The organism is Sporosarcina contaminans (assembly GCF_042679045.1).
In the GTDB taxonomy this organism is placed as follows: Bacteria; Bacillota; Bacilli; order Bacillales_A; family Planococcaceae; genus Sporosarcina; species Sporosarcina contaminans.
Genome location: NZ_JBHTLT010000044.1, coordinates 16224 through 41662, shown reverse-complemented (window position 1 = coordinate 41662; position 25439 = coordinate 16224). Strand labels below are relative to the sequence as shown.

The 25439-nt window shown below is 42.1% G+C and carries 22 protein-coding genes and 1 pseudogene; 11 read left to right on the top strand and 12 right to left on the bottom strand.

The annotated features are described in order from the left end of the window. Positions 1–84 precede the first annotated feature (84 nt). The 5 genes from ACFQ38_RS09555 (at position 85) to ACFQ38_RS09535 (ending at position 5659) form a co-directional block, all read left to right on the top strand. Positions 85–1869 carry a LytS/YhcK type 5TM receptor domain-containing protein gene (locus ACFQ38_RS09555; protein ID WP_381480527.1) on the top strand — a complete coding sequence of 595 codons (1785 nt, stop codon included), beginning with the start codon at positions 85–87 and terminating at the stop codon, positions 1867–1869. Continuing rightward, the gene (locus tag ACFQ38_RS09550) at positions 1847–2581 is read left to right on the top strand and encodes a LytR/AlgR family response regulator transcription factor (RefSeq protein WP_381480525.1); all 735 of its coding nucleotides are present in this window, start codon (positions 1847–1849) and stop codon (positions 2579–2581) included. Before ACFQ38_RS09555 ends, ACFQ38_RS09550 begins: the two co-directional genes overlap by 23 nt. Before the next feature lie 134 nt (positions 2582–2715). Further along, entirely contained in the window at positions 2716–4521 is a 1806-nt protein-coding gene (locus ACFQ38_RS09545) for a carbon starvation CstA family protein (protein WP_336822697.1), read from the top strand. Positions 4522–4753: 232 nt separating this feature from the next. Continuing rightward, the gene (locus ACFQ38_RS09540; RefSeq protein WP_381480524.1) at positions 4754–5050 is read left to right on the top strand and encodes a hypothetical protein; all 297 of its coding nucleotides are present in this window, start codon (positions 4754–4756) and stop codon (positions 5048–5050) included. A 138-nt stretch (positions 5051–5188) separates the two neighbouring features. After that, positions 5189–5659, top strand: coding sequence for an RDD family protein (locus ACFQ38_RS09535; protein ID WP_381480522.1), 471 nt, complete (start codon positions 5189–5191; stop codon positions 5657–5659). A gap of 114 nt (positions 5660–5773) precedes the next feature. Here the strand turns inward: ACFQ38_RS09535 and ACFQ38_RS09530 are convergent, their stop codons facing one another. Both ACFQ38_RS09530 and ACFQ38_RS09525 read right to left on the bottom strand, forming a co-directional pair. Next, complete coding sequence (locus tag ACFQ38_RS09530) at positions 5774–7195, bottom strand: vWA domain-containing protein (RefSeq protein WP_381480521.1); 1422 nt, start codon at positions 7193–7195, stop codon at positions 5774–5776. A gap of 906 nt (positions 7196–8101) precedes the next feature. Then, entirely contained in the window at positions 8102–8440 is a 339-nt protein-coding gene (locus tag ACFQ38_RS09525; RefSeq protein WP_336822701.1) for a DUF1700 domain-containing protein, read from the bottom strand. A 344-nt stretch (positions 8441–8784) separates the two neighbouring features. On the opposite strand from ACFQ38_RS09525, the gene ACFQ38_RS09520 reads away from it, so the two are divergent. Together ACFQ38_RS09520 and sigJ are read left to right on the top strand one after the other, a co-directional pair. Next, positions 8785–9969: an NAD(P)/FAD-dependent oxidoreductase gene (locus ACFQ38_RS09520; protein ID WP_381480519.1), complete on the top strand. Its 1185-nt coding sequence runs from the start codon at positions 8785–8787 to the stop codon at positions 9967–9969. 18 nt (positions 9970–9987) lie between these two features. After that, on the top strand, positions 9988–10854 hold the full coding sequence (gene sigJ, locus ACFQ38_RS09515; protein ID WP_381480518.1) for an RNA polymerase sigma factor SigJ: 867 nt from the start codon (positions 9988–9990) through the stop codon (positions 10852–10854). Between the two features lie 116 nt (positions 10855–10970). On the opposite strand, the gene ACFQ38_RS09510 is transcribed toward sigJ, so the two are convergent. The 8 genes from ACFQ38_RS09510 to ACFQ38_RS09475 all read right to left on the bottom strand — a co-directional run bounded on the left by ACFQ38_RS09510 (position 10971) and on the right by ACFQ38_RS09475 (position 20203). Then, complete coding sequence (locus ACFQ38_RS09510) at positions 10971–14117, bottom strand: DEAD/DEAH box helicase (RefSeq protein ID WP_381480517.1); 3147 nt, start codon at positions 14115–14117, stop codon at positions 10971–10973. Between the two features lie 89 nt (positions 14118–14206). Continuing rightward, the gene (locus tag ACFQ38_RS09505; RefSeq protein ID WP_381480515.1) at positions 14207–14356 is read right to left on the bottom strand and encodes a hypothetical protein; all 150 of its coding nucleotides are present in this window, start codon (positions 14354–14356) and stop codon (positions 14207–14209) included. Positions 14357–14403: 47 nt separating this feature from the next. Beyond that, positions 14404–16110 (bottom strand): FAD-dependent oxidoreductase, encoded by a 1707-nt coding sequence (locus ACFQ38_RS09500; RefSeq protein WP_381480513.1) that lies wholly within the window; start codon positions 16108–16110, stop codon positions 14404–14406. A gap of 418 nt (positions 16111–16528) precedes the next feature. After that, the gene (gene queF / locus ACFQ38_RS09495) at positions 16529–17017 is read right to left on the bottom strand and encodes a preQ(1) synthase (RefSeq protein WP_336822707.1); all 489 of its coding nucleotides are present in this window, start codon (positions 17015–17017) and stop codon (positions 16529–16531) included. Positions 17018–17032: 15 nt separating this feature from the next. Beyond that, positions 17033–17620, bottom strand: a complete 588-nt coding sequence (locus tag ACFQ38_RS09490; protein ID WP_381480511.1) for a VUT family protein — start codon at positions 17618–17620, stop codon at positions 17033–17035. Then, positions 17613–18263: a 7-cyano-7-deazaguanine synthase QueC gene (queC, locus tag ACFQ38_RS09485; protein WP_381480510.1), complete on the bottom strand. Its 651-nt coding sequence runs from the start codon at positions 18261–18263 to the stop codon at positions 17613–17615. The genes ACFQ38_RS09490 and queC overlap by 8 nt, the downstream gene beginning before the upstream one ends. Before the next feature lie 278 nt (positions 18264–18541). Further along, complete coding sequence (locus ACFQ38_RS09480) at positions 18542–19021, bottom strand: GNAT family N-acetyltransferase (protein ID WP_381480509.1); 480 nt, start codon at positions 19019–19021, stop codon at positions 18542–18544. Positions 19022–19165: 144 nt separating this feature from the next. Beyond that, positions 19166–20203, bottom strand: a complete 1038-nt coding sequence (locus ACFQ38_RS09475) for a hypothetical protein (protein ID WP_381480508.1) — start codon at positions 20201–20203, stop codon at positions 19166–19168. Between the two features lie 234 nt (positions 20204–20437). On the opposite strand from ACFQ38_RS09475, the gene ACFQ38_RS09470 reads away from it, so the two are divergent. The 3 genes and pseudogenes from ACFQ38_RS09470 (at position 20438) to ACFQ38_RS09460 (ending at position 22012) form a co-directional block, all read left to right on the top strand. Continuing rightward, positions 20438–21202 carry an SH3 domain-containing protein gene (locus tag ACFQ38_RS09470; protein ID WP_336822712.1) on the top strand — a complete coding sequence of 255 codons (765 nt, stop codon included), beginning with the start codon at positions 20438–20440 and terminating at the stop codon, positions 21200–21202. A 306-nt stretch (positions 21203–21508) separates the two neighbouring features. Continuing rightward, positions 21509–21640 (top strand): annotated as a pseudogene (locus ACFQ38_RS09465) (DUF6262 family protein); the annotation flags it as partial. A 117-nt stretch (positions 21641–21757) separates the two neighbouring features. Next, positions 21758–22012: a hypothetical protein gene (locus tag ACFQ38_RS09460; protein ID WP_381480507.1), complete on the top strand. Its 255-nt coding sequence runs from the start codon at positions 21758–21760 to the stop codon at positions 22010–22012. A 507-nt stretch (positions 22013–22519) separates the two neighbouring features. On the opposite strand, the gene ACFQ38_RS09455 is transcribed toward ACFQ38_RS09460, so the two are convergent. Both ACFQ38_RS09455 and ACFQ38_RS09450 read right to left on the bottom strand, forming a co-directional pair. Then, the gene (locus ACFQ38_RS09455; RefSeq protein WP_381480506.1) at positions 22520–23713 is read right to left on the bottom strand and encodes a hypothetical protein; all 1194 of its coding nucleotides are present in this window, start codon (positions 23711–23713) and stop codon (positions 22520–22522) included. Continuing rightward, complete coding sequence (locus ACFQ38_RS09450) at positions 23688–24248, bottom strand: sigma-70 family RNA polymerase sigma factor (protein WP_381480505.1); 561 nt, start codon at positions 24246–24248, stop codon at positions 23688–23690. The genes ACFQ38_RS09455 and ACFQ38_RS09450 overlap by 26 nt, the downstream gene beginning before the upstream one ends. 471 nt (positions 24249–24719) lie before the next feature. Between ACFQ38_RS09450 and ACFQ38_RS09445 the strand changes: the two genes are divergently transcribed. Further along, positions 24720–25385 carry a ferredoxin reductase gene (locus ACFQ38_RS09445; RefSeq protein ID WP_336822716.1) on the top strand — a complete coding sequence of 222 codons (666 nt, stop codon included), beginning with the start codon at positions 24720–24722 and terminating at the stop codon, positions 25383–25385. Positions 25386–25439: the final 54 nt, after the last annotated feature.

Genomic DNA, 25439 nt, shown 5'->3' with positions numbered 1-25439 from the left:
TCGAAGTTTACAAAGCTGTATAATGTATCTACCTGTCTATTTCTAAAAAAACAGAAAACGTCAGTTGAACGAGGGGGAAAATAGATGGTTGCGCATTTAATTTTATATATGATCGAGAAAGTCGGGATCATATTGATCGTCGCTTTTCTCTTATCTCATATGAGGTCGTTCCGTCAAATTTTCCATGAAGACAATACGAAACTTGAAAAAGGCGTGCTCATTTGCCTGTTTGGCGGATTCGGCCTCGTCAGTAATTACACCGGGATCGAAATTTTTCAAGATACGATTTCCAATCAAGGAATTCTTCTTGATATCGAGCCGGAAAATGCGATCGCCAATACGAGGGTGATGGGGGCTGCGATCGGTGGACTGCTTGGAGGGCCGGTTGTCGGGCTTGGGGCTGGCTTGATTGCAGGCATCCACCGTTATACATTCGGCGGATTCACCGCTTTCGCCTGTTCTCTTGCTGTTGTAATTGCGGGCGTGGTGGCCGGCTATGCGGGACGCTATCGTCTGAAACACGGAAAACGGATTACAGCGTCCTTCGCGATTAAAATCGGAATGCTGCTTGAAGCGCTGCAAATGGTCCTCATCCTTCTCCTCGCCAAACCGTTTGAACAAGCGTGGCATTTAGTGAAAATCATCGGGCTCCCGATGATTACAATTAACGGGTTAGGGATTCTGTTATTCATGCTAATCATGCAATCCATTTTGAAGGATCAAAATAGAGCACGGGCAAATCAGACGAGCCTCGTTTTCTCCATTGCGGAAAGGACATTGCCCTATTTCAAACAAGGGTTGAATGGGGAATCCAGCAAAGCGATCGCCTCCATTCTTTTGGAAAGCACTGACGCCGATGCGGTGGCCATCACGGACACTAAGCGCGTCTTGACCCATGTCGGCGTTGGCACGGACCATCATATACCGATGGGCGAATTAATTACCCAGTTGACAAAAAACGCTATTGAGAAAGGGCAAATTTGTGTAGCACATACTAAAGAGGAAATTAATTGCAACTCGCCTAATTGCCCGCTAAAAGCCGCCATCGTATTGCCCTTGAAAGTGCAGCAAAATACAGCAGGCACCTTGAAAATGTACTATGCAGATCGCTATAAATTAGACGCCGTCCAACAGCAAATGGCTGAAGGTCTTGCGAATTTATTTTCCACACAACTGGAGCTCTCCGAAATGGAGACGCAAGCTAAATTGCTGCAAGATGCGGAAATTCGGGCATTACATACACAAATCCATCCACATTTCCTATTCAATAGCTTGAATTCAATCTCTGTGTTGTGCAGAACAGACCCTTTAAAAGCGAGAGATCTAATGCTGGAGCTCAGTTCTTTCTTCCGCAGCAACCTTCAAGGAGCTCGCCAAATGTTTATCCCTTTAGAACAGGAGCTTGAGAATGTAACAGCTTATCTTTCTTTGGAAAGTGCTCGATTTCCCGATAAATATGATGTCAATATTACAGCAGATGACACTTTACTGGATGCCTATATACCACCTTTCCTCCTCCAGCCATTAGTTGAAAACGCAATTCATCACGGATTGGCAAAAGGAAAGAATAAGGGGACGATTTCTATTAACATTACAGAACAGAACGGCAATATAGAAATCATCGTTCAGGATAATGGGAAAGGCATTGCACGAGACAAACTAACTATGTTAGGCAAACAAACTGTCCATTCTGACACTGGTGCTGGCACGAGCATTGACAATATTAGCAAACGATTGGAAGGCCTTTATAATGGCCAAGCTTCCATCTCCATTCAAAGCCACTCGCGCACTGGAACTGCAGTATTCATTTCCATTCCACTGCATTTTAAAGGAGGGAACATGGCAATTGCTGAAAGTATATATAGTTGAAGATGAACCGTTAGCAAGAGATGAATTACGATTCCTCCTTACAAAGTATGCATTTGTGGAAATTGTGGGAGAATCGGAAAATATGAAGGCGGCCCGGGAAGACATTGCAGCTTTGCAACCGGATCTTGTGTTCCTTGATATCGAGTTAGCCGATGGCAATAGCTTAACTCTCGCAAAAGATTTGCAAACGATTCTGCCAGCTCATGCGGCCATCGTCTTTGCGACAGCCTATGATGAATACGCACTTAAAGCATTTGATTTGAATGCTGCCGACTACATTTTAAAGCCGATCGCTGAAGCCCGGCTTGAAAAGACGTTGAACAAAGTGAAAGCAATACTCGACAGACAGAAATCAAATCGGTTTCATCCGCCTCGACAGGAAGCTGGCCATAAATTGGTCGTCTCCGTTGAAGAGCGTATTGTACTTTTGGAGCCAGAAAAGATTTTATATATCGAATCGAACGGGGGAAAATGTATGATTGTCACTTCCGATCAACGTTTTGAAGTAAAAGAGTCGTTAATCAATATGGAAAAGAAGCTGATCGATTTTACTTTCATGCGTGTACACCGCAGCTTCCTCGTGAATATGCAACATATTTGCGAAATCCATCCATGGTTCAACGCAACTTATAATTTAGTTATGAAAGACGATTCTCGAGTTCCCGTCAGCCGCTCTTTCGTCAAGGACTTAAAACAATTGTTCGAATTTTAAGTGCTTTATGCATTTCATATTCGTTTTCTTGCATTCTATGACGGATTCCAAGCAATTCATTTCGAAATCGCTTACATTCTCTTATTTACCAGTAGAATCATAGAAGGCAAAATAAGAGAGGAGATGTTAAGTACATGAATGGAATCACAATTGTTATCGGGTCTGTCTGTATATTGCTAATCGCCTACAGATTATACGGTACGTTCATGGCAGCAAAAGTTTTGAAGTTAGACGATCGACAGCCGACACCCGCACACACATTGGAAGATGGCAAAGACTATGTCCCGACGAATAAATGGGTAACGTTCGGGCATCACTTTGCTGCCATTGCAGCTGCCGGCCCACTTGTCGGTCCAATTTTAGCAGCACAGTTCGGCTATTTGCCAGGCTTGATTTGGTTATTGGTCGGTGCCGTAATTGGCGGTGCCGTCCATGACATCGTCGTCCTTTTCGCTTCCATGAGGCAAAACGGACAATCGTTGTCGGAGATTGCAAAAAAGGAGTTAGGACCGGTAGCAGGATTTTGCACAGGTTTAGCTATGTTATTTATTATTACCATTACGATGGCCGGCCTTTCATTAGTCATTTTAAATGCATTGAGCAACAACCCGTGGGGAACGTTTTCTGTTGCAGCAACAATTCCGATCGCGATGGGAGTTGGCTTGTATCATAAGAAAACAGGCAACTTAAAGCTTGCGACAACGGTCGGGTTCATCCTTATTTTAGCGGCAATTGCTGTGGGGCCAAGCATTCAAGGAACAGCTTTGGGCGACTTTTTAACATTGGAGCCGAGCACAATTGCCCTTGCACTGCCGATCTATGCTTTTTTCGCGGCCGCGTTGCCAGTATGGCTATTGTTAGCGCCGAGGGATTACTTAAGCACGTTCTTAAAGTTAGGAGTATTTTTAGCGTTAATTGTAGGGGTATTCTTTGTTAATCCTACTGTTCAATTCCCGGCATTCACGGAATTTATTAACGGCGGTGGACCGATTATTGCTGGCCCGGTATGGCCGTTCGTTTCCATTACAATTGCGTGCGGAGCCATTTCAGGATTCCATGCCTTCATCGGTTCCGGTACAACGCCTAAAATGATCAACCGTTGGAGCGATATTAAAGGGGTAGCGTTCGGTGCGATGCTCGTTGAGTGTTTAGTTGCCGTCATGGCTTTAATTGCAGCTGTATCGTTAATGCCAGGCGATTACTTCGCGATTAACTCGACTCCAGAAAAATTTGCAACGTTAGGAATGGAAACTGTCCATTTGGATCAATTGAGCAATGAAGTCGGAATGGACTTGGAAGGTCGAACAGGCGGCGCAATTTCACTTGCAGTCGGCATGACGTATATTTTTACGGAAATTCCTTTCTTTAAACATTTGGCGACCTTCTTTTTCCAATTCGTCATCCTATTTGAAGCCATCTTTATCTTAACCGCAATCGACTCTGGCACACGGGTTGCACGTTACTTAATTCAAGACTTCATCGGAAGCTTTATCAAACCGTTGAAGAATCTCAACTCGACACCTGCCAATATCGTAGCGAGTCTATTAGCTTGCTTCATGTGGGGGTACTTGCTCTACACTGGCGACATCAGTTCGGTTTGGGCCCTCTTCGGCGTATCGAACCAATTGATGGCTTCCATCGGATTAATTATCGGCGCAACAGTCATCTTAAAAATCGCGGATAAGCGTATCTATGTGTTAACTTGTCTCATTCCACTTGCATACCTTTACATATCCGTAAACTATGCAGGTTTCTGGATGGTGAAAAACGTCTATTTAAACGAGGCCAATGCCGGCTACAACGTATTGAATGGAGTCTTATCCATCATCATGTTAGTGTTAGGCGTTGTCATTATCGTAGCAACCGCTCTTAAATGGAGCAAACTGTTGAAGTATCCACAAAACGTATTAACGGATCGTGTCAGAGCAGGCACACTTTAAAATGCCTAAAGGAATCGTAATGCAAAGAGCCAACCGATGTTCATAAGGTTGGCTTTTGGCATTTAGAAAACGCATTGTTTTGCCAAATGTGAATGCGGACTTTGTAAAATTTCAGGGATAAAATGCAGAGTGTAAAATAGGCAAGCATGATAACGATGGACTTTGTGTTGACAGACACCCTCCTCCTATTTCCTATATAATAGGACAGAACTGATCAATAGGAGGAATAACGATGGAATCCAACAATATCGACAAACACATCATTCAAAAATATAAAGATGACGAAAACCTGATGATCCGCCTTTTTGTGCAATGGTGTGCGAATCATGAGCTTGATCCACAAGCGCTTTACCAAAAAGCATATCCAGAACAACCTGCAAATCTTGCATTATTGGAAGTAATTGAAAGTGATGAAGGATTTGATGAATTCCATATCGACAACGAAACGATGCTTGAAGTACTTCAACTTTTCGGCAATGAAGACCTCGCATTTACCGTCGCTGAGGAAATTCAACGTTTGGAGAAATAACAGTCAAAAGGCAATTCGACCTAACTGCAGCAAGTAAATACATAACATTAGACCCCCGATTTCCAACGTGATACATAGTACTATTGAATATGGTTCACCTTCCAATAATTAGCTATACTGTCGTGGGAGGTGAAATTTATGAATTATGAAAGTACAATGACTTCTTCGTTAGATCGTAATATAGAGAATAATGCATATGCTGGTTTTTGGATCCGATTCGGAGCATCCTTAATTGATGGCATCGTCTTAGCGATTCCGCTTACAATTCTTGCTATGATTTTCATTGGCGTTGCTACTGCAAGCGGATCCGACGCATTGGCTGTTATTCTACCTTTGCTCTTGTATATAATTATCTTTGTCACAGCCGCTTTATATTACGTTCTTCTCACGAGCGGTAAATACCAAGGGACTGTTGGAAAAATGATCGTCGGCGTTAAGGTTGTTGACCCTGAAGGCAATCGGATTGGGAAAGGCCGTGCGTTAGGTAGATTCTTTAGCTATTATTTATCGGGCATGTTTTTTAGCATCGGTTATATCATTGCCGGGTTCACACCTAAGAAACAAGCGTTACACGATTATATAGCCTCGACTTATGTTGTAAAGAAATAACGATCACCACTGCTCAGCTTGTCATTTTTCAAGCAAAGCTGAGCAGTCACTAACAAAAAAGACTGTAGGCAAAGTTAAAATCTTTTTCTACAGTCTGCAGGCTTTTTCAAGTAGTTATTCATCCTTCTCCAATTCGGCGTACCATTTCTCTTTCCACGCTTCCACTTTTGCGTCGATTTCATCTCTTGCCTGTTTCGCTTCTTCACTCTTCTGCTCTTTTAATTCATTGAAATGCACGGACCTCAGCTCACCCATTTCCTTAGATAGCTCAAGCACCTCGTTCGCTAGTTCATCCTCAATGAGCTCCTTATTTTTCAACAAATAAACGGCATCGTTGATTCGCGTAGTCTCTCGGTCGGAAATATTTTTGAGCGGTTCGTGGATAGCAATAAGCGCCTCCTTTTGATGGACCAAATCATGCAACATGACGCCTTGCTGGCCCATCACTTGCATCATGCTTGGCTTCCATTTTTTAATGAGGACTCCTTCAAATTCGGAAGGATTCCGCACCGTCGCATATTCACCGCCGCCGGCCTCCGCCACTGTTTTCAATTCATTTTGCCCTTCATCATCAACATCGAAGCCAATTATATTCACCTTCGCCTCAATATCGCTATCATGCAGCTTTTTCGCTGCAGCAACAGGATCTCCGTCACAAGTTTCTACACCATCACTTACGATATATACAATATTTCTGTAATGCTCTTTATCATAGGATGAAAGATACTCATGCGCCGTTTCCATCGCTCCGGCTAGTGGCGTCCAGCCACTCGCTCCAAAAGAATCCATCGCTTTTTGGAATGAACCCGCCTCATATGCACCTAACGGATAAACTTCTTCGATCGAACTACAAGAAAGCTGTTTATCCGCCTCCGTCCCGGCACCTTTATGGCCATACGCAAATAAGGAAACATTGACATCATCGGACAGCTGGCCAGTAAAATCTTCAATCGCCTGCTTCGCAAGTGCCATGCGCGACTCGCCACCAATTTCCGCCTTCATGCTTCCGCTCGCATCCATCAAGATGACGACATTCGTCTTTTGTCTTTTCGCAATCTCAATTTCGTCCTCGCCTTCTGGCAACTCAGGCATGACATACCCATGAGTATACGATGACAACTGGTCATAAAATGTAGCATACTGCCCCGAACCTAATTGATAAACGAGATAATCATAAACTTCATCTGCGTTCAAATCCGTATGTTCCTCGAAATAAGCAGGCAGCTCGTCCTCCATAATGCCTTGAAACGTATCTTCATAGAAGCGATGATAATAAACCCAATCCACCAACCGAGCTGCCTCCACTTCGGGATCCATATGGGCTTCTATTAACTGTCCAGCAGGCTGGGAAATCATTTCCTCCAACGTGCGCGCCGCCACAGGGATTTGCTCATCGGCAGCTGCCTTCGTTTCTTCATCCGGAATCGAGCCCTCCGACTCCACTTCAGGTTCAGGCTTTTGCTTTTCACTGCATGCCTCAAGCATCATAAGGCATGCAACGATCATTGCAACATATTGATAATGTATCCGCTTCACCAAATCCACTCCCTTTGACAGAACTATCTGTTATACGATAATGAACCGTAACCGTTCCTATGTATAAACACCTATATTATGGAATAGGCCGTTCCATCCAGTTATATTCGGCATTTTCCTGAAAAAACATTCCCTCAAATGCCTATTTGCGAATGAAAGCGCTCATAAAAGCTCGTAAAAACGTAGAACTCTCACGCCCCACGCATAAATCCAAACAACAACTTATAAATTAATGAACACACGCATAACTTCTCACAGAAACGCAGAACTCCCACACCCCACGCATAAACACAACCCACAACTCATAAATCAATAATTACACGCATAACTGCTCACAGAAACGCAGAACTCCCACACCCCACGCATAAACACAACCAACAACTCATAAATCAATCAACACACGCATAACTTCTCACAAAAACGCAATACTCTCGCGCCCCACGCATAAATCCAAACAACAACTCATAAATCAATCAACACACGCATAACTTCTCACAAAAACGCAATACTCTCGCGCCCCACGCATAAATCCAAACAACAACTCATAAATCAATAATTACACGCATAATTTCCCACGAAAACGCAATACTCTAACGCCACACGCATAAACACAACCCACAACTCATAAATCAATATTTACACGCATAATTGCGCACGAAAACGCAATACTCTCGCACCCCACGCATAAACACAACCAACAACTCATAAATCAATAATTACACGCATAATTTCCCACGAAAACGCAAAACTCTTACGCCACACGCATAAACCAAAAAAGAGACTCATAAATAAATCGATACACGCATCACCCACCCGTAAAAATCCATTATTATATGAAATCCATGCCACGAAAAAACAGCAGCCCTCTCCACTTCAATCAGAGATAGCTGCTGCTATTGAAGAATTTTAAATTGCATTCGCATCCGGCACCTTATAAATTGCCTTCTTGTTATATTCAACATATTTCATAAACAAAGCACCTAAATACCTTGTAGCCTTTACAGCCAAAGGCAATAGCGCCATGCCAATGAATAGGAGTACAACGCTGAAAACCGTTTGCAAAACACTAAATGGTTGTAAACCAATTACGTTTGACAACAATAATAAAATTGGCGATACAGCAAATGAAACGACAATCGTCCATAGGGAAAATAATAATCCTGCTACTGCAATGGCCACTCCAGAAAATAAGACAAGATTAAAAAATATCACGCCAAACAAAGCGAAATAGTTAATATTCTTCACCGAACTCCCTCCCTATCGTTATATTAATTATAGGCTACATTCGAAAATAGTATTCGGACTTTAGTCTGATTTCGTATAAATGAAACTGTTATCTCAATAAACAGTCTATACTTTTCTACATTTATAAATGATGCTTCCCTACTCTATATTGCATCACTTCAAACTGATTTTAAATCAGATTCGTTACTAAACCTTAAGGGAGTAAATTAGATTTATCAATTATTAACACCTCACCCTTTTATGGTCAACTTGAAGTGTCAGTCAAGAAATGTGTATACAAGTTAGAATGTCACAAAACAGCTCCCTATCTCGTTATATGGGAAACGAGATAAGGAGTGATCATTATGACAATACGAACTTGTGTAGTTGTAGGTGGCGGATATGCAGGTATCCATGCATTAACATCCATTCAAAAATATGTTACAAAATCTTCCAAACAGAAGCTTCGACTAATATTAATTGATAAGAATCCGTATCATTTACGAAAGGTTTTACTTTTTAGGCCGGCAATTGGGGTAGAGGAAATAACAATTCCTTTAAAAGAACTATTTCCAGAAGGGGTTGAAATAGTTCAGGCTACGGTAAAAAACGTTGAGGCGGAAAATAAAAGTATTCATTATCAAGACAATTTGAGCAAGGAGCATATACTTACTTATGATTTCCTCATCCTCGCTGTAGGCAGTAGTGTTCGCAAAACAGATCCTTCACAAGGTGGCATCGCTTTAACTGATATAGAGTCCGCAAGAGAAATCCAAAAGAAGTGGCGTTCCAATCTTCACAAGGCAAAAAATGAACAAAATCCGGTATTGCGGTCTTCCCTCATGACAATTGCTGTAGCTGGTGCTGGCATTAGCGGCATAGAGACATCTGCTGAACTATCATATTATGTCCGGGCAGATGCAAAATCGTTAGGACTTGACCCTAATGAGGTGAAGATCGTTCTTTTGAACTCGCATCATCGACTCTTTCGGGAAGGGCCGACTAAAGTAGGGTATGTATTAGAACAAGAGCTTGTAAAGAGAGGCGTAACAATTAAACACAATTGTAAAGCGTTAAAGGAAGAAAACGGCATCATTACGCTTTCGACTGGTGAAACGTTACCACTTGGTCTATGCATCTGGACATTGGGACTTGTGCCAAATCCATTTGTCAGGAAATTGGGGATGCCTCTCACTGATGAAGGGTGCGTAATCGTAGATGCAAGTTATCGCGTAACGGGATTTCAAGACGTATACTGTATTGGAGACTGTGCACAAATTGTTGATCCGATTAGTGGCAAGAAGGATGGTAAGACATGCAAGGAAGCTTCCTCACAAGCCTCTCGACTTGGCCGTATCCTATTGGCGGATTGGAAAGGCGCACAGGCACCTTTGCATAAAAGTTATATGGATTTCTACTGTATTAGTCTTGGTCCGGGATATGGCATTGCATGGTTCCGTAGATGGGGGCTATCCATTACGGTATCTGGGATAGTAGGTTGGATGATTCGAAAGTGGACATGGGATATTGCAAGTTTGATTAAAAGATAGACAGGTCGTGGGAATAAATTGAGACATGATGAAATTGAAAACTATTATATTCAATATAGAAGACTTCTTTTCACGTTGGCTTATCAATTAACCGGCTCTGCTGTTGATGCAGAAGACGTGGTACACGATGTTTTCCTGAAATTACATGACGTGAAACTTGAGTGTCTCGTTGAGCCAAAAGCCTACTTATGTAAAATGGCTACAAATCGCTCTCTGGATGTACTAAAATCCGCTAACCGAAAGCGTGAACAGTATGTTGGTCATTGGCTGCCGGAGCCCATTCGTTTATCAGATGATGAACTGGTGGAATCAGTTATCCAAAATGATCTATTATCGTATGCAATGATGATTGTGCTTGAGAAATTGACACCTATAGAACGGGCAGCATTCGTACTGCATGAAGGGCTCTCTTTTAACTACTCGGTAATTGCAAAAATCATCGGTAAAAGTGAAGTGAATTGCAGGCAGCTTGTCAGTCGTGTCAGAAGAAAGATAGGTGTTCATGCCAATGGTCCAATTCATGAGGAAGCAATCGACAGAAAATGGATTGAACGGTTTCTTTCAGTCCTTGAACAAGGAGATATGAATCAAGTCATTTCCATGTTAGCAGAAGATGTTACGCTGATTTCCGATGGAGGTGGAAAAGCGTTGGCAGCTATTCATCCGATTCAATCGAGTAACCATGTTGCCCGGTTCCTTTTAGGGATTATGAGAAAAGCGTCAATAGGTAATGGTAATGTCGAAATTACAGAATTGAATGGTCAAGTCGGCATTATTTACCGCAACGATCAAAAAGTCGACACCGTTGTATTTATGCACGTTCAGAAGAAAGTCGTTCGCAACTTTTACTTCATTAGAAACCCAGACAAATTGAAGCATCTTTAAAAGAAACAGTGAGTGTTGTACAACATGTCAAAAATGAAAATGGAAGCGGCATCCTCGAAAACGGAACAAAAGCACCAATCTCCTATCCGTTCACATCCCGCTTCCCGCCACTCCCCTTAAATCTGCAACAGCTCTTTAATATCCTCCTCTGTCAACGAACCGACGCCCGCGTCATCCTCACCGAGGATTTCTTGAATCAAATTCTTCTTCCGCTCTTGCAATTCATTCATTTTATCCTCAATTGTTCCCCTTGCAACAAGCTTAATGACTTGAACGGCTTGTTTTTGTCCGATTCGGTGCGCGCGGTCGGCGGCCTGTTCTTCGACTGCGGGATTCCACCAAAGATCATACATAATGACAGTGTCTGCCCCTATCATATTCAATCCAGTTCCGCCTGCTTTCAAGGAAATGAGGAACAAGTCACGCTCCCCTGCATTGAACCGATTGCATAGCTCCAACCGTTCTTCTGATGGCGTTTGCCCGTCTAAATAAAAATACGGTGTTCCGTCCATCGACAAGTCCTTGCCGATCATCTCAAGCATTTTCGTGAACTGCGAAAAGATGAGCACCCTTCTTCCCGCTCGCTTCGCTTCCTCGATGAGCTGCTTCAGCTGTTCAAATTTCGCTGAGCTTCCTTTATACCCATCTACGAACAATGCCGGGTGGCAGCAAATTTGGCGCAACCTCGTTAGTCCCGCCAAGATTCGTATTTTATTTTTCCGCAGCGTGTCCTTATCCAAATGCCGCAATGTATCATGCCGCAGTTTCGCCAAATAGGCCGCGTAAAGCTTCTTCTGTTCCGGCAGTAATTCCGTTGACTCCATCAATTCGATTTTATCCGGAAGCTCATCAAGAACATCTTCCTTCACCCGTCTTAATAAAAAAGGACGAACACGGCGAGCAACCGTTTTTCTTGTAAGCTCACTAAATTGCTGAAGTCCACCGAACAATTCCGGAAAAACGACATGGAAAATCGACCATAATTCCTCTAACGCATTCTCGATCGGCGTTCCTGTCAAAGCAAATCGATGAGTCGCCTGCAGCTTTTTCACTGTTCGCGCCGTTTGGGTGAACGGATTTTTAAAAGCTTGTGCCTCATCAAAAAACACTGTATGGAAGTCCTGCTTTTCATACCATGCAATATCTCTTCGAATTAACGGATAAGATGTGATCCAAACATCCTTTCCATCCGCATTAGCCTGTCGTTCGAATCGCTCTTTTTTAGTGCCATCCAAAACGATCGCATTGACGTCAGGAGTGAATTTTTTCAACTCACTTAGCCAGTTGTACGTTAAAGAAGATGGGCAAATGATCAATACCGGCCGTTTTTCCTCTCGAATCTTAGGAAGCTCGGACACGATGAACGCGATGCTTTGCAACGTCTTGCCAAGCCCCATATCGTCAGCTAATACACCGCCGACTCCGAATTCTGCGATTGTTTTCATCCATTGGTAGCCGATTTTTTGATAGTCCCTTAACACCGTTTCCAATTGCGCGGGCACTTCCACCCCCGAGTTTTCAGGGCTTTGCAGTCGTTCAAGGAATGCTCGAGCCGATTCCTCCACGGAAAAAAGTTCGTCTTTGTGAATGGTTTCTAAAAAGCGGATACCACGTACAATCGGGACATTCAACCCTTTTTCCAAGTCCTCAAGACTGCCCGGAACTTCATTCAAAAAGCGTTGGATTTCTTCAAATTCCCTTGTCTCCAATGAAAGAAGGGCACCGCTTCTCAATCGGTAATACTTCCGCTTTTCCTCCAATGCTTCAAGAATGCCGCGAATCTGATTGTCAGGGATGCCATCCATACTGAATTTGAACTCCAGCCAATTCGTCCGTTCTTCATACGCTTTGACGCGAATACGCGGTTTAGGAGCTTCTCTGAAAATCCGAACTCGAATCGAAGTCGTTGCATACACATGCACTAATTTTTCTAACTTCGGGAGAATGTGATAAAGAAACTCATATTCCAATTCCTCATTGTGCAAAACATACCCTTCATCGGTCTGAGCAAATGAACTTTCTTCCATTAATCGCAAAATTTCTTTTTCCTTTTCCAAGTCTCGTACTAGTACAGAGCCCGACGGTTCATCACGCTCCGTCAAAGGATTGATTGCGATATGATCGTATTGGAACTCGAGGCTTGCCAATAATTTATTGTTCACCCGGTCAAGGAAGAGTTTCGCCTTTAGCGGTGATTTTACAAGCTTGTCTAAAACCGTTTCATCCAACTGCACTTCGCCGATCCGCCGCAAGCCGGGAACGACCTTCTCGATGAAAAAGCCGATTTGTTCAGTGGAGATTGGTAAATGACGGGTGCCTGACGTTTCGACCATCCGCTTCAAATCAGCAAGTCGTTTACAATCCTCGCCGCTCATCTGGAACAATCGCCCGTCAGTCAGGCAGATCCCATAAGCTGGCAATACTTGCACATAGCCTAACCCATCCATTTTCAACGAGTGACCGTGTCCCGGGCGATTTTCAAAATGAAATCGGACAGGCAATATGTCATCCGTTACTTGGAAAGCCGTTTGTTTGCCGCCGCTTCGCAATGAAACACTCTGTGCTTCATGCAAAACCTGCAAAAGACTTGGCCATGATGAAGGAGGGATGATCAGTGTATCTGAACTGATTGCGCGATGCCGAAAAGCTTTGCTCCCATGATGAATGTCAATCAGTTGCCGGAAGACAGCATCTGCTTCATAGCTGAAGCATTGAAGTTTAGCATCAAACGTGAAAGCTGGTGTCAGCTTGCTCACCCGCCCTTCATGCACATCCTCCAAAAATTGTTGAATATCCTCCACTGGATCGTTCTCCACTTGCAGCTCAATGCCAAGCATAACTTCCTTCGACACGGCAACAGGGCGCAATATAAACGCCAGATCGACAACTTCCCTATTTTCAAAATGCAGCTGATGCCCGCTTGACCTCGGTTTCTCATTGAAAAGGGAGAGCAATCCTTCCGTCAATTGCTGTTCACTGACAGGCTCCCGCCGTTCATTGATGGCAATTAAAACAGCCGCCACATGCTGGCATTTATATCGATAGAAAGGAAGATCAGGACAACTGCATTCCGTCACTAACTTATCATTTTCCAAGCCGACCGTTACATGAAATTTCTCTTTACCAGACACAACCGCTTTGCAACGCTGATCACTATATTGTTCAATTATGACATGCCCCGCGCGGTTAAACATTTCGCCACGTTTGAAAGAGACGGCGCCGCACAGGCTCATAATTTCCTTTTCTGTTACATGAATACTCAATTAGCTTGCCTCCTTATCGGCAGCAGTATCGATCTAAACAATTTATATACACTATCTTATCATTTCTGCAATTAACTCAAGCAGTAAAATTAATCCTTCTTGTGCTTCCGCTCCGAACCTGTGATAAAAACTTGAAACAAAAACCAATCCACTCGGCGCATAACAGCCGTGAACAGCTCATTTTCATAGTCAAAACGCATAACGACATAGGAAGGGCGAATAAACAGCCCTTTTCTCATAGAAAAAACCACCTAATGTTGCTCATTAGATGGTTTCTACTTGCACACTATATCGTTACATTTTCATCCGTGACATCACTTTTGGACAGTGTCTCCTGTTTCTCTTTGCAATGAAGTGCTGCAATATAGCCGAATGTCATGCCTGGGCCGATCGTTGCGCCGGGTCCAGGATACGATTCGCCCATGACGGCTGCCGAGCAGTTGCCGCAAGCATACAACCCTTCGATCGGAATACCGTCTTCTTTTAATACACGGGCATACTGATCAATGACGACCCCGCCTTTCGTTCCGATGTCACCCGGATATACTTTTAATGCATAAAAAGGCGCTTTGTCAATCGCATCTAAATTGGGATTGTCCAATGTCGGGTCGCCATAATATCGGTCATGCTCCGTTTCGCCTCTGTTGAAATCCAAGTCTTTGCCCGTTTTGGCAAATTCATTGAAACGTTCTACCGTCTGTACTAAATTTCCTGTCGGTATATTCATCTTCTCTTCTAAACCGGCAATAGTATCGCTTTTCAATACGACATCATGATCGTAATACGCTTTCGGGAAGTCCTGTCCCGGGAAAAGGCCTGCAAAAAGATGCCTTTTCTTCGCTTTATGGTCTAAGATGATCCATGAATGGATTGCTTTTCCGCCTGTTCTTTCATGATGCTCATACATTTTATCGACAAACTCATGATACGGCGTCGGCTCGTTTATATATCGGTTTCCATCTTGGTCTGTAATGATCATCGAAGGAATCGCCCTATCAGCAACTAAGAAAAAAGGTGTCCCCGTATGATCAATGATGGACGGCGCCCCCCACACTTTGTCCATAAATCCAAGCTTCGCACCCAATCTTAATGCAGGAGACAGCAAATCACCAGTTTGCCCTTCCGGCGAAGAAGTCCAAGCCTGATCCGTCGGAGCCGGAAGATACTTCTCGCGATATTCCTGCTTCCTCGAAAAACCGCCTGAAGCAAATATTACCCCTTTATTCGCTTTGACATTCGCTTCCTTGCCGTCTTTCATAATTTTAATGCCAACAACCGCTCCGTCCTCAACAACGAGATCAACAAACGGGCTATTTAGCCAAAGCTCGCCTTCTAACTCCTTATAAGCTAAAGCAAGCCTTCCAATTAAAGCTTGGCCTAAAGAAGAATAACGGGTTCTGAATATCAAATATTGCACAAGCCTCCAGCCTAACGTCAAACTCCTCGCCTTGCCTTTCCAAGTTCTCGTTATCATATTAACATGGCGGAAATCTTGTCCCGTCATGACAAATCCCTTCGTATCCATCGCCGGAGGCTTCATCAATTTCCGCCAGTCTCCAAGCTTGTTCAAGTTGAAAACCGGGGGTTCGATTGAACGACCTTTCCCTTTTCCGGCCTTCAATTGCGGGTAGTAATCTGAATAATCCTTTGCATACGAAAATCTTATATGCTCCGAAATGTCATGCATGTAATCCAACATTTCTACACCGCGCCTTAAATACGTCTCTTTCATCTCGTCCGAAGTTTTGTCCCTGACCGTCTCATCCAAATACGTTTTCGCATCCTCAAAACTATCCTGTACACCCGCCTCTTTCAAATACCGATTGTTCGGAATCCAAACGCCTCCGCCAGAAAGCGCCGAAGCTCCTCCGAAATATTGCTCTTTTTCAATTAATACTGTTTTCAAACCTTCTCTTTTTCCTGTAATCGCCGCAGAAAATCCCGATGCCCCAGAGCCTACTACAACCAAATCGTATTCATAATCCCACTCCACGAAAAGCCCCCCAGACTGTTTTCAATTTCGTATTGAAGATTTCCCTAACGTTCTGCCTGCCGTTTAATAGTATGTATTCCTGGTGCTTTTTATTATCCTCATCATTTCAAACACGCAAATAGAACGCTCCCGCTCATACAATTTCCCTCTTGTTTCTTGCAACTGCCATTCGATTTATACGTTAAATTCCTACTCGTAAAGCGAAATTAAGCAGTACACATCCCCTTTCATTCAACAAAATAACACCCTCTTCCAAAACTATTAAATATTCATTATTCAGACTATCACTATTAATGTATCACATATATTCCTAATAGTCTTTCTTTTCAATGAAATATCAGTGCCATGTAAGACGCTCCTTTCGTACCAAAAAAGCGTTAGATCCCCGTAATAAAGGATCTAACGCTTGTCATTCTATTTATCGATTATCAATGTTTTCCGGATACATATCATGCTGCATAAGCCGGTTTTTTGCCATCTCTTCAAACACTGTGCCAGGCTTTCCGTAATTGCAATACGGGTCAATGGAGATGCCGCCGCGCGGAGTGAATTTTGCCCACACTTCAATATACCGCGGGTCCATCAATTCAATTAAGTCTTTCATAATAATATTTACACAGTCTTCATGGTAGGCTCCATGATTCCGGAAACTGAACATGTATAATTTCAATGACTTGCTTTCGACCATGCGCACATCCGGAATATACGAAATATAGACGGATGCGAAATCCGGCTGTCCCGTCATCGGGCAAAGACTTGTAAACTCAGGAATATTGAACTTTACAAAATAATCGTTTTCTTGATGCTGGTTTTCAAATGTTTCAAGCACTTCCGGATTGTAATCATAAAGGTATTCCGTATTTTGATTTCCAAGCAGCGTAAGATCTTTCGTATCACTTTGTTTCATTCGATTTGTCCTCCCTTATCGTGTTGCCCGCACTGTTTGCGGGACTGTATCGTGAACGTCTGATATATTCGGTTCATAAATGCCCATTTTCATTACAAAATGTCTAATGCCACCGGCTACGACTAGTTGCATAAGCGTTTTCGCTACCCACTGTCCCGCAATCGCATACGGAACGAGCTCCCACGGAACAAACTTGAGACCTAAAGGACCGATTCCGATAATGACGAACACGGCCGAATCAAGAAAACCGGCAATAACGCCCGAATACATGACCCGCTTCACAAAAGGCAGCTTAAAACGTGTATAGATTTCCGTATCAACCGTTTCAGATATAATAAAGCTTAGAGTCGATGCAAATACGACCCACAGCGCGTCGCCAAGCAAGTGGCTTGTAATCGCAGACAATGATAGCGCAGCGACAATCCACATATACGTTTTCGCACGGCCGTATCGATTTTGGACCATATCCCGCATAACGAGCGTCAATCCAATGAATAGTGTTCCATAAGGTATGATGAACAAACCTATTTCAAGCGGAGCAAATTTCGCTGTAACGACATTGGCAGCTACAATTGAAAGCATATAAATAAGAATTCTAAGCATATATACGGCCTCCTGATAGGTAAGCTTCAAGACCGTTCTTTCGTAATTTGCATGAAGGACACTCCCCGCATCCATCACCGGTGATTCCGTTGTAACAAGTCGTCGTATTCGTTCGAATATACTCCAACATGCCCATCATATCCGCCATTTCCCATACATCCGCCTTCGTTTTCCACATTAACGGCGTATGGATCTCAAATCTTGTATCCATCGCAAGATTCAGCGTCAAATTCAAGGATGCAATAAAATCATTCCGGCAATCGGGGTAACCGCTGAAATCCGCCTCACTGACACCCGTAATGATATGTCTCGCTCCAATACGCTTTGCATAAATCGCAGCGAAAGATAGGAAAATATGATTTCTCCCTTCGACAAACGTATTCGGAACTTCGCCCGCCTCGTCAATCTCCATTCCACTTCGGGTCATGGCATTCTCCGTCAGCTGATTCAGCAAATTCAACTCCAAGATTGTATGGCGAACTCCTAAGTCCTCAGCAATCTTCTTCGCCGAACCTATTTCCGAGCTATTTCTTTGGCCATACAAAAAAGTGACGGCTTCAACTTCGTCAAATGTCTCCAATGCCCAAAGGAGACACGTCGTTGAATCCTGCCCGCCACTAAATACGACTACTGCCTTTTCCATATGTACTTCCTCCCTAGTTTTTATTATAGAGGGGATGGTTTCGAACCCTCTTACTATGAGTATACATAGTTTTATCATTTGAAGATACCGTTTGTTGGCACGACATGATGATGGACAGTATTTGCGTGTACTGTTCAGAGTTAAAATTAGGACGGCAATCAAACTGAAAAGCACCTCTGAGCTAGATCGCAAATTCACCCTTCAAGCTTTACAAAAAAAAGCGGCTACTCCTACTGGAATAGCCAAATAGATCGAAGAGAGTTTCATCAGGTTTTCACTTATAGAATGAGCCTCGCCACCATTTCATCTTCCTCTTCATCCATGCTGATCTCCTGAAAACCGAATTTCGCATAAAGATGTCGAGCAGCCTCGTTTTCAGGGGCATAAGAAAGATAGACAGCGCTCGCTTCTCCTTGAGGAAATGTCCGGATGTAATCAAGAACCTTTTGAAGAGCTTTCGTTCCAATCCCTTTGTTTTGGTACCGCCAATCGATCATGAAACGGAGGATTCCATAAGCTTCTTCTTCGCCATACTCATTTTCTTCTGCGGTGTCGTGATACATCATTACAAATCCGATCATCGTTTCATCGTCATAAATTGCAAAAGTCATTGCCGGCAATTCATCATTCAGCAAAGCGACATAGGATTGCGCAAGACTATAGACATTCGATGCCAAGAAGCCTTTCTGTTCCTCTGTTAACTGTAACTGAATGCACTCATCAAAATTCTCCCAAGTTATGTTACGTAATTCAATCATCATGTACCTCCTGTATGTGTTGTTTTTATTGCATACGTGAAAACAAACAACGCAGGTGGTCCACGTGAATAGTTTTAAGCTCAATTCGTCTTAAACACTATAATTCCCGCCTCTCTACTATTTGATTTCATTTTGAAATTTGCCTCAATAAAAAGACCACATCTCGTCTTTTCGATCTTTCAGCTCTTTCAACACAAACGCCCGGTACTCGACCAATTCTGGAAACTGATAAAAGAAGTTAATCTTTTCTTCTGCTACCGTTTGTGGACTGTCATTGTACGGCGTTAACATAAAATGAGAGAAAGACTCTGCAATGTCTTCATATGGTCTTACCGTAGCGTAAGTTGTCACAAAGGATTCCTTATGCTCTTCATAAAAAGCAATTCTCTCCTCAACAGTCCCATAACCAGCATGAAGCCACTGCTCCTCATAACCCTTCCAAAAAGAATGATAAAAAAGATTCATATAACTGTTAACGTTATAGCACTCCTCGTACCGTTGCAAAAAGAATTGATCTGCTGGACAGGTATCCGAATTGACAAGATTCTCTTGATTCATTGTCAGCAAATGGCCATACTCATGAATCAGTGTGGCTACCGTGTCGAATTGAAACCACCGTCCAATCCAGTTAGAAGGCATCCCCAATTTCCCCTCTTTTACAAAAACATGCGGGTACACATCCTCTCGAAAATCAAGGACTTGGAAATTTACTTTATTTCGATCGTACAAGGTATGCACAAGATCAGGGATACCTTTGAAGATGCTCATTTCTTCACCTTTTGTCAAAATAAGTTCATCTTCTATAATTTCATAGCGAGCAATAATGAGATCTTCATCTTCCCAATCAAATTCGGCAAGAGAATTTTCATCTTCTTCCGTGCCTACATCCAGGTACCACATCTCGTTTGATCTTTCAATTCCTCTTCTAAAGTCAGTAAAATGCTCGCTTCCGTATGTATCCCCTAAATCACGACATTCCCATATCGTTTTGCAGATCTCCGAATCAATTGGCTGCGACCAGTACTCATCAACTACTGTTTCATCTTCTTGATGAGCCTCGACCTCTTCAACTATTTCCGTCTCCACCAAATCAGCAACCGCCTTCTCTTCCTCCTCACATCCAGCAAGTAAAACCACAAACGCAACGAATCCTCCTATAATCATCCTCTTTACCATTCCCATCTCCATCCCCCCCGATTCCTTTTATAAAAACGACAAGATTGCGTTAATAGCCATATATAAATTGTATACGGATAATTCTGACAAAAGTTTTGAAATGTTAAAAAGGGAATAGTTAAATATGTTAATCTCTACAAGAAAAAACATGGCTCACCTTTACACGGCCCGCAAGATGTACTTTTTTTGTCATGCGCTTCATAACCTCGTTAGTAGTAACTATCGTAAGGAGTGTTTTCAATGAGAAAAATAATGGCAGCAATAATGGTACTCATACTTGGTTGTTCATATGCTTTTCCTCTGCACACTACCGTAGCAGCGAAAACCGAAATGTATGTCAATGCGAAAAATGATATTATTCTGCGTGTAGAACCAAAACAAAATGGTAAAAGGATTGGTACAATTACTAATCACTCAAAAGTAACCGTATTGTCTTCATCAAACGGATGGTCCTATGTACAAAGTGGAAAAAGCAAAGGATACGTGTACACGTCCGCTTTATCGAAACAAAACCCGCAAGCCGCACTAACGACTATCACTGGTGGCCTAACGCCTAAAGATGGTCTGATCCTTACGTATGAACCATCGTTCTTAGAAAAGAAGAAAGAGACATTTCATGTGGAAAAAGAAGATGAATACACGTACTTATATAATAAAAAGAGTCATCTTTATCCGGATTTATCGAACTTTACCTACATCGAAGACGGAAAAAGACTGCTTATGGGTGTATCGAGTTCCGACTTCATCTTCGTCAACGTTCCCTTGCCATTAAAACAAGGAGCTTACACAGTAGATTCTTCTATGATGTTTGAGGAGCAAAAGGTTTTGGTTGAAAGCACAACGAAAACGATATCCGTGAAAGCGGGTACATTTAAAAACGTTGTCATCCTTCGTTATCCAAGTGGCTCGAGAGTTTACTTCGCAAAGGGAATCGGAGTATTAAAAATTACTGGTAAAAATGGCGAGACTTTTACGGAGTTGGTGTCTGTGAAGGAAGGAAAATAAGATCCCTACAAAAGATCGACTTGCAGGAAAACAACCCATCTTTGAGCAGCTTTTGAATAGACTAAAAATAATTTGAGGATGTTATGTTCAATAGATGAGCATATATCCTTTTTTCTTTAACATGTTTGATTTGTTGTTTAGATATTGAACATATAGTTTAATATGCATACCATAAAAGGGAACGTATGTTTTTAACAGTTGACGTAGCCTACAGCGAGGGATGTATGGAGCATTACTATGATTTTAGGGGGGAATATGAGGGTACAAGAGGTTCTCATAGAGAATACAACGAAACAAGTAAAGTGAGAAATGAATGAAAACAACAAGGATGCCCTTATTACATCCCTAAAAAGAAAAAATCAAAAGCCGAAAGAGAAAAACAAGCAATTTAGAAATCAACTGAAAGTAGCTTATGCAAATGTTTATAAAAAGTTATAAGGGAGACAACCTTTTTTCTCCCCATCTTCTTTAACTAACGAGGCAGGTTAGATGAAGAAGGGATGATAGTAACTGAAGAGGACAAACTAAACCTAAATATAATTTAGGGTGATGAAATTGGATAAAGGTAAACCTCTTCTATTGGTTTTATTTAACATACTAATTTGTGGATTGTATTATGGAACAGTAAATGCAAAAGTGAACGATACTACTCCTTCCTTTGAGGAAAAAATTATTGAAGGCAAACAACTCACTCCTTTAGAAAGCCAATTAATGTCTTTTCTGAATGGTTTGATGGTAGGCGAACCGAAACAAGCCGTTGAATTGTGGATAGTAGGCGTAAATCAAATAAAAGGCAAAGTTTGTGAATAAATGTACTTTGCTCTAGTTGAAAAAGAAAGGACATAACTTATTCAGACTGTAGACAAAGTATCTTTTTACTTTGTCTACAGTCTTTTTAAGGTTTGTAGTCATGAGATAGGTGCTTGCCCAGCTTGGCTTGAAAACGCTTGTCACGTGGAAGGCAGTCTAAATTCGCGACGTCCTGTCGCAACGACTGCATGACCTGCATCGTGCAGGCCCGCGCGAAGTTGAGCGAAGACCCGAATCGAACTTAAGGTTCATGAGGGGACGAGCGAGACGAGCAACGCAGTATGCGAGCGTTTGTCAACAAGCTGAACTTATTAGTCATATATAATACGTTATGCCCTTTAATTTATTTACCTTTATTAAATTTTGGTCTTGATAACTTAGCTCTAGGATGAGTTATTTTGATTTCCAAGGAAATGTACAATCGTTCTTATCGCAATCTTCGGATTGGATGTATATACAATTGTAGTAAACAGGCGGAATAATTTCCTGTACAGGTACCCGAATCCCCTACTGAACAGGTAAAAATGCCACTTGCCAGATTCCTTCTTCGTTTTGAATCAGAGAGAAGCCGGATTTCTCTTCGCGGTCACCGTTTGGGTAAAATTCAATATATCCTTCGTATTCACCTGTTTGGACAAAAGCCCCTTTTTCGATGTTCCTAAATGTTTGCAGTATCTGTTCTGGTGTTCCGCGATCGGATAAAGGGATTGTTTCATCCTCTTCCTTACTCCATAAAATACGATCCTCCCTATCCGTGTAAAGTGCGTAAACCGTTTCAAAGTCTTGGTGATAACTGGCGTATACATATAATTTTGCAATGCTAATTGGCTCCAAACCGGATAACTCATTGACATCATGGGTGAGCATAAATCGGTCATAAACCTTCTGCTCGAAATCAAATAGACCTGTGACGCTTTTAAACTTTTTCACCCACTCACTGTCATTCCAAATATCCGGATCGTCAATCTTTTGTTGATCGCCACGTACTACGTAATCATACGTATCTTTCCCACCTGTATACCAATCGACAATGGCCAACTTACCATCAATGTTCCGAAGTAAAAATTCAGTCCCCTCTCCATATCCACCTCCATAATGCTTTTGGATTGCGACAGGGACTTCCAAATACAGATAACCTCCCTTTTCATCGTCCGAAAACTTCACTTCCCAATCGCCAATTTCAAGGCGCTCCACCTTGCTGTCCAAAGAGCCATACTTCTTGTATTCAGATTCGACCTTCGTTTGCATGTACTGTTTAAGGTTCTCGTTTCCGATAAACTGATCAAGGTCAATATCCGTGCCGTTCCAAATTGCATTGTAATAGTCCGTGAGCGCATCGACACACAGTTCATACGCTGTTTCAGCATCTAACATAGATACTTCATTTTCATTCTTCGCAGCATATACGGGATTGGCTTGCATCCCCTCCTGGCCATGATTTGGTGGAATTTCCGTAGTAATAGGACCATTCGGTTCAGTTGCAATCGGGCTTTCGCTTCCTAATTTTTCCGACGCAAAATAAATACCCGCCGATGCCATTACCGTGATCAGCAAACCACCAACCAATGTAGGTAGAAGATAAACTTTTTTCGGCTTATGAATCTCTTGAAAGACCGCATTCTTATTCTTCTCCGTGAACTGTGGATTTTTAAATACAGTCGCATCTAACGACTTTTTAATATCCTTCATAGGATCTTTCAAGAAAATCACTCCTTTCCATGTTCTTCATTAATGCTTCCCGTCCTCTCCTCAAACGGGTTTTGACTGTATTTGGATTGGACTTTACTACATAACTGATTTCCTCAATGGACAGATCATCATAATAAAAGAGCAAAATGACTTCTTTGTATTTCATCGGCAAAGATAGAACAAGTTGTGCCAACTTTTCATTTTCGCTTTTTGTAATAGAGGCCATTTCGGGCGATGGTTGGCCAGATTTTTGATTATAAAATACATCATTATTTACGATCACTTTCTTGAACCATGAAGTCCTTAAAACGTCTTTGCACCGATTCACAGTGACTCTGTATAGCCACGATTCAATGGAATTTAGCTCCAACGCTTGATGACGTTTCTTATAACAGGTGAGAAAAACATCTTGTACGACTTCCTGCGCTTTCCCCCAATCTTTCAAATAACTGAAAGACAGCTTCGTCAAGCGTTCGCCAAGTTCATCCATCAATTCGGATAGCCATCTCTCTTCTTCGGAATGATTACCGGCACTTTTAATAAGCATCTCCACTCCCACCAACCCTCACTAAAAAACATTCTCACCTCTAAGACGAGTGCAAAGGTACATAAAGTTTCAAAATTGACCGATGTATTAAAAAACATCTTTTTTCTTGATGAACGAAAAAGATGTTTTCAGTTCTATATTCAACAATTCGCCATGCCTAAATTCCCACGGTACTCGTTGAATGAGTCGCAAACAGCAACATACTACCGAATAAACCTTCTACACTTTCAATAAGGCGATTAGGAAAGAAGTATGGACACGAGTTCGTTTAGTCTTTATTCTATTAATGATGCAGGACTGTCCGAATTAAAATAAAAGCGGCACAAAACAAAAACGTCTGAGAAACGACATCGTCAGTACAACGACAACTTCTCAAGAAGATGAAAATATAAGGAGGGAAACCGACTTGTCAAAACGTGCAGTATTATAAAAATAAAATAGACATTTGTACGTTTTGGCAATCGATTTAATATGACGCAGAATAAGATCAGTGTAATAGTAGAAGATATTAAAGAAGAAACACCCTTCGTCAAGTCTTTTAAGCTATCCTCTAATGATGGCTATGAGTTGCCTATCTTTAGTGGAGGTTCATACATCACTACATATATCGATCTTCCGAATGGAGAAACAATGGTACGCACGTATTCACTCATTAACAACTCCAAGAAAACAGGATACTATCAAATTGCTATTCAGCTTAACGAGGCGTCAAAAGGAGGTTCTTTTTATTGGCATCATCATGTAAAAATCGGTGACTGCCTACAAATTAGTTATCCAAGTAATTATTTTCTCCTTAGCTTCCAAGCGAAGCATCATGTGTTTTTTGCAACGGGTATTGGGATTACTCCCTTTCTATCGATGATCGAAGAAATTGAACACAATAAAGAAACGTTTGAATTGCACTATGCGGCCAAATCCGAAAATAGCTGTGCTTTCTATCAATTCCTGAAATCCAATTACCCGGACCAAGTGCACTTCTACTTTTCTGAAGAGGGAAACAGAATGGACAAGGACTTGCTAACAAACCTTCCCATTGACTCACATGTTTATTTTTGCGGAACAGAGGAAATGATAAATGAATTTTCCCAAACCGCAAAAGCGTTAGGTTACCCGGAAAAAAGTATCCATTTTTATTGATTGTCAACTCCCCCTACAGTTTCTTTGTATTCGCGAAAACACAGAATAGCATCT

Bases quoted from the DNA above. Each gene is read 5' to 3' on its own strand.
- queC (WP_381480510.1), bottom strand. From the start codon at position 18,263: ATGGAAAAGGCAGTAGTCGTATTTAGTGGCGGGCAGGATTCAACGACG.
- ACFQ38_RS09535 (WP_381480522.1), top strand. From the start codon at position 5,189: ATGAATTATGAAAGTACAATGACTTCTTCGTTAGATCGTAATATAGAG.
- ACFQ38_RS09490 (WP_381480511.1), bottom strand. From the start codon at position 17,620: ATGCTTAGAATTCTTATTTATATGCTTTCAATTGTAGCTGCCAATGTC.
- ACFQ38_RS09520 (WP_381480519.1), top strand. From the start codon at position 8,785: ATGACAATACGAACTTGTGTAGTTGTAGGTGGCGGATATGCAGGTATC.
- queF (WP_336822707.1), bottom strand. From the start codon at position 17,017: ATGAAACAAAGTGATACGAAAGATCTTACGCTGCTTGGAAATCAAAAT.
- ACFQ38_RS09545 (WP_336822697.1), top strand. From the start codon at position 2,716: ATGAATGGAATCACAATTGTTATCGGGTCTGTCTGTATATTGCTAATC.
- ACFQ38_RS09475 (WP_381480508.1), bottom strand. From the start codon at position 20,203: ATGGGAATGGTAAAGAGGATGATTATAGGAGGATTCGTTGCGTTTGTG.
- ACFQ38_RS09540 (WP_381480524.1), top strand. From the start codon at position 4,754: ATGGAATCCAACAATATCGACAAACACATCATTCAAAAATATAAAGAT.
- ACFQ38_RS09480 (WP_381480509.1), bottom strand. From the start codon at position 19,021: ATGATTGAATTACGTAACATAACTTGGGAGAATTTTGATGAGTGCATT.
- ACFQ38_RS09445 (WP_336822716.1), top strand. From the start codon at position 24,720: ATGACGCAGAATAAGATCAGTGTAATAGTAGAAGATATTAAAGAAGAA.
- ACFQ38_RS09555 (WP_381480527.1), top strand. From the start codon at position 85: ATGGTTGCGCATTTAATTTTATATATGATCGAGAAAGTCGGGATCATA.
- ACFQ38_RS09470 (WP_336822712.1), top strand. From the start codon at position 20,438: ATGAGAAAAATAATGGCAGCAATAATGGTACTCATACTTGGTTGTTCA.
- ACFQ38_RS09450 (WP_381480505.1), bottom strand. From the start codon at position 24,248: ATGCTTATTAAAAGTGCCGGTAATCATTCCGAAGAAGAGAGATGGCTA.
- ACFQ38_RS09505 (WP_381480515.1), bottom strand. From the start codon at position 14,356: ATGAGAAAAGGGCTGTTTATTCGCCCTTCCTATGTCGTTATGCGTTTT.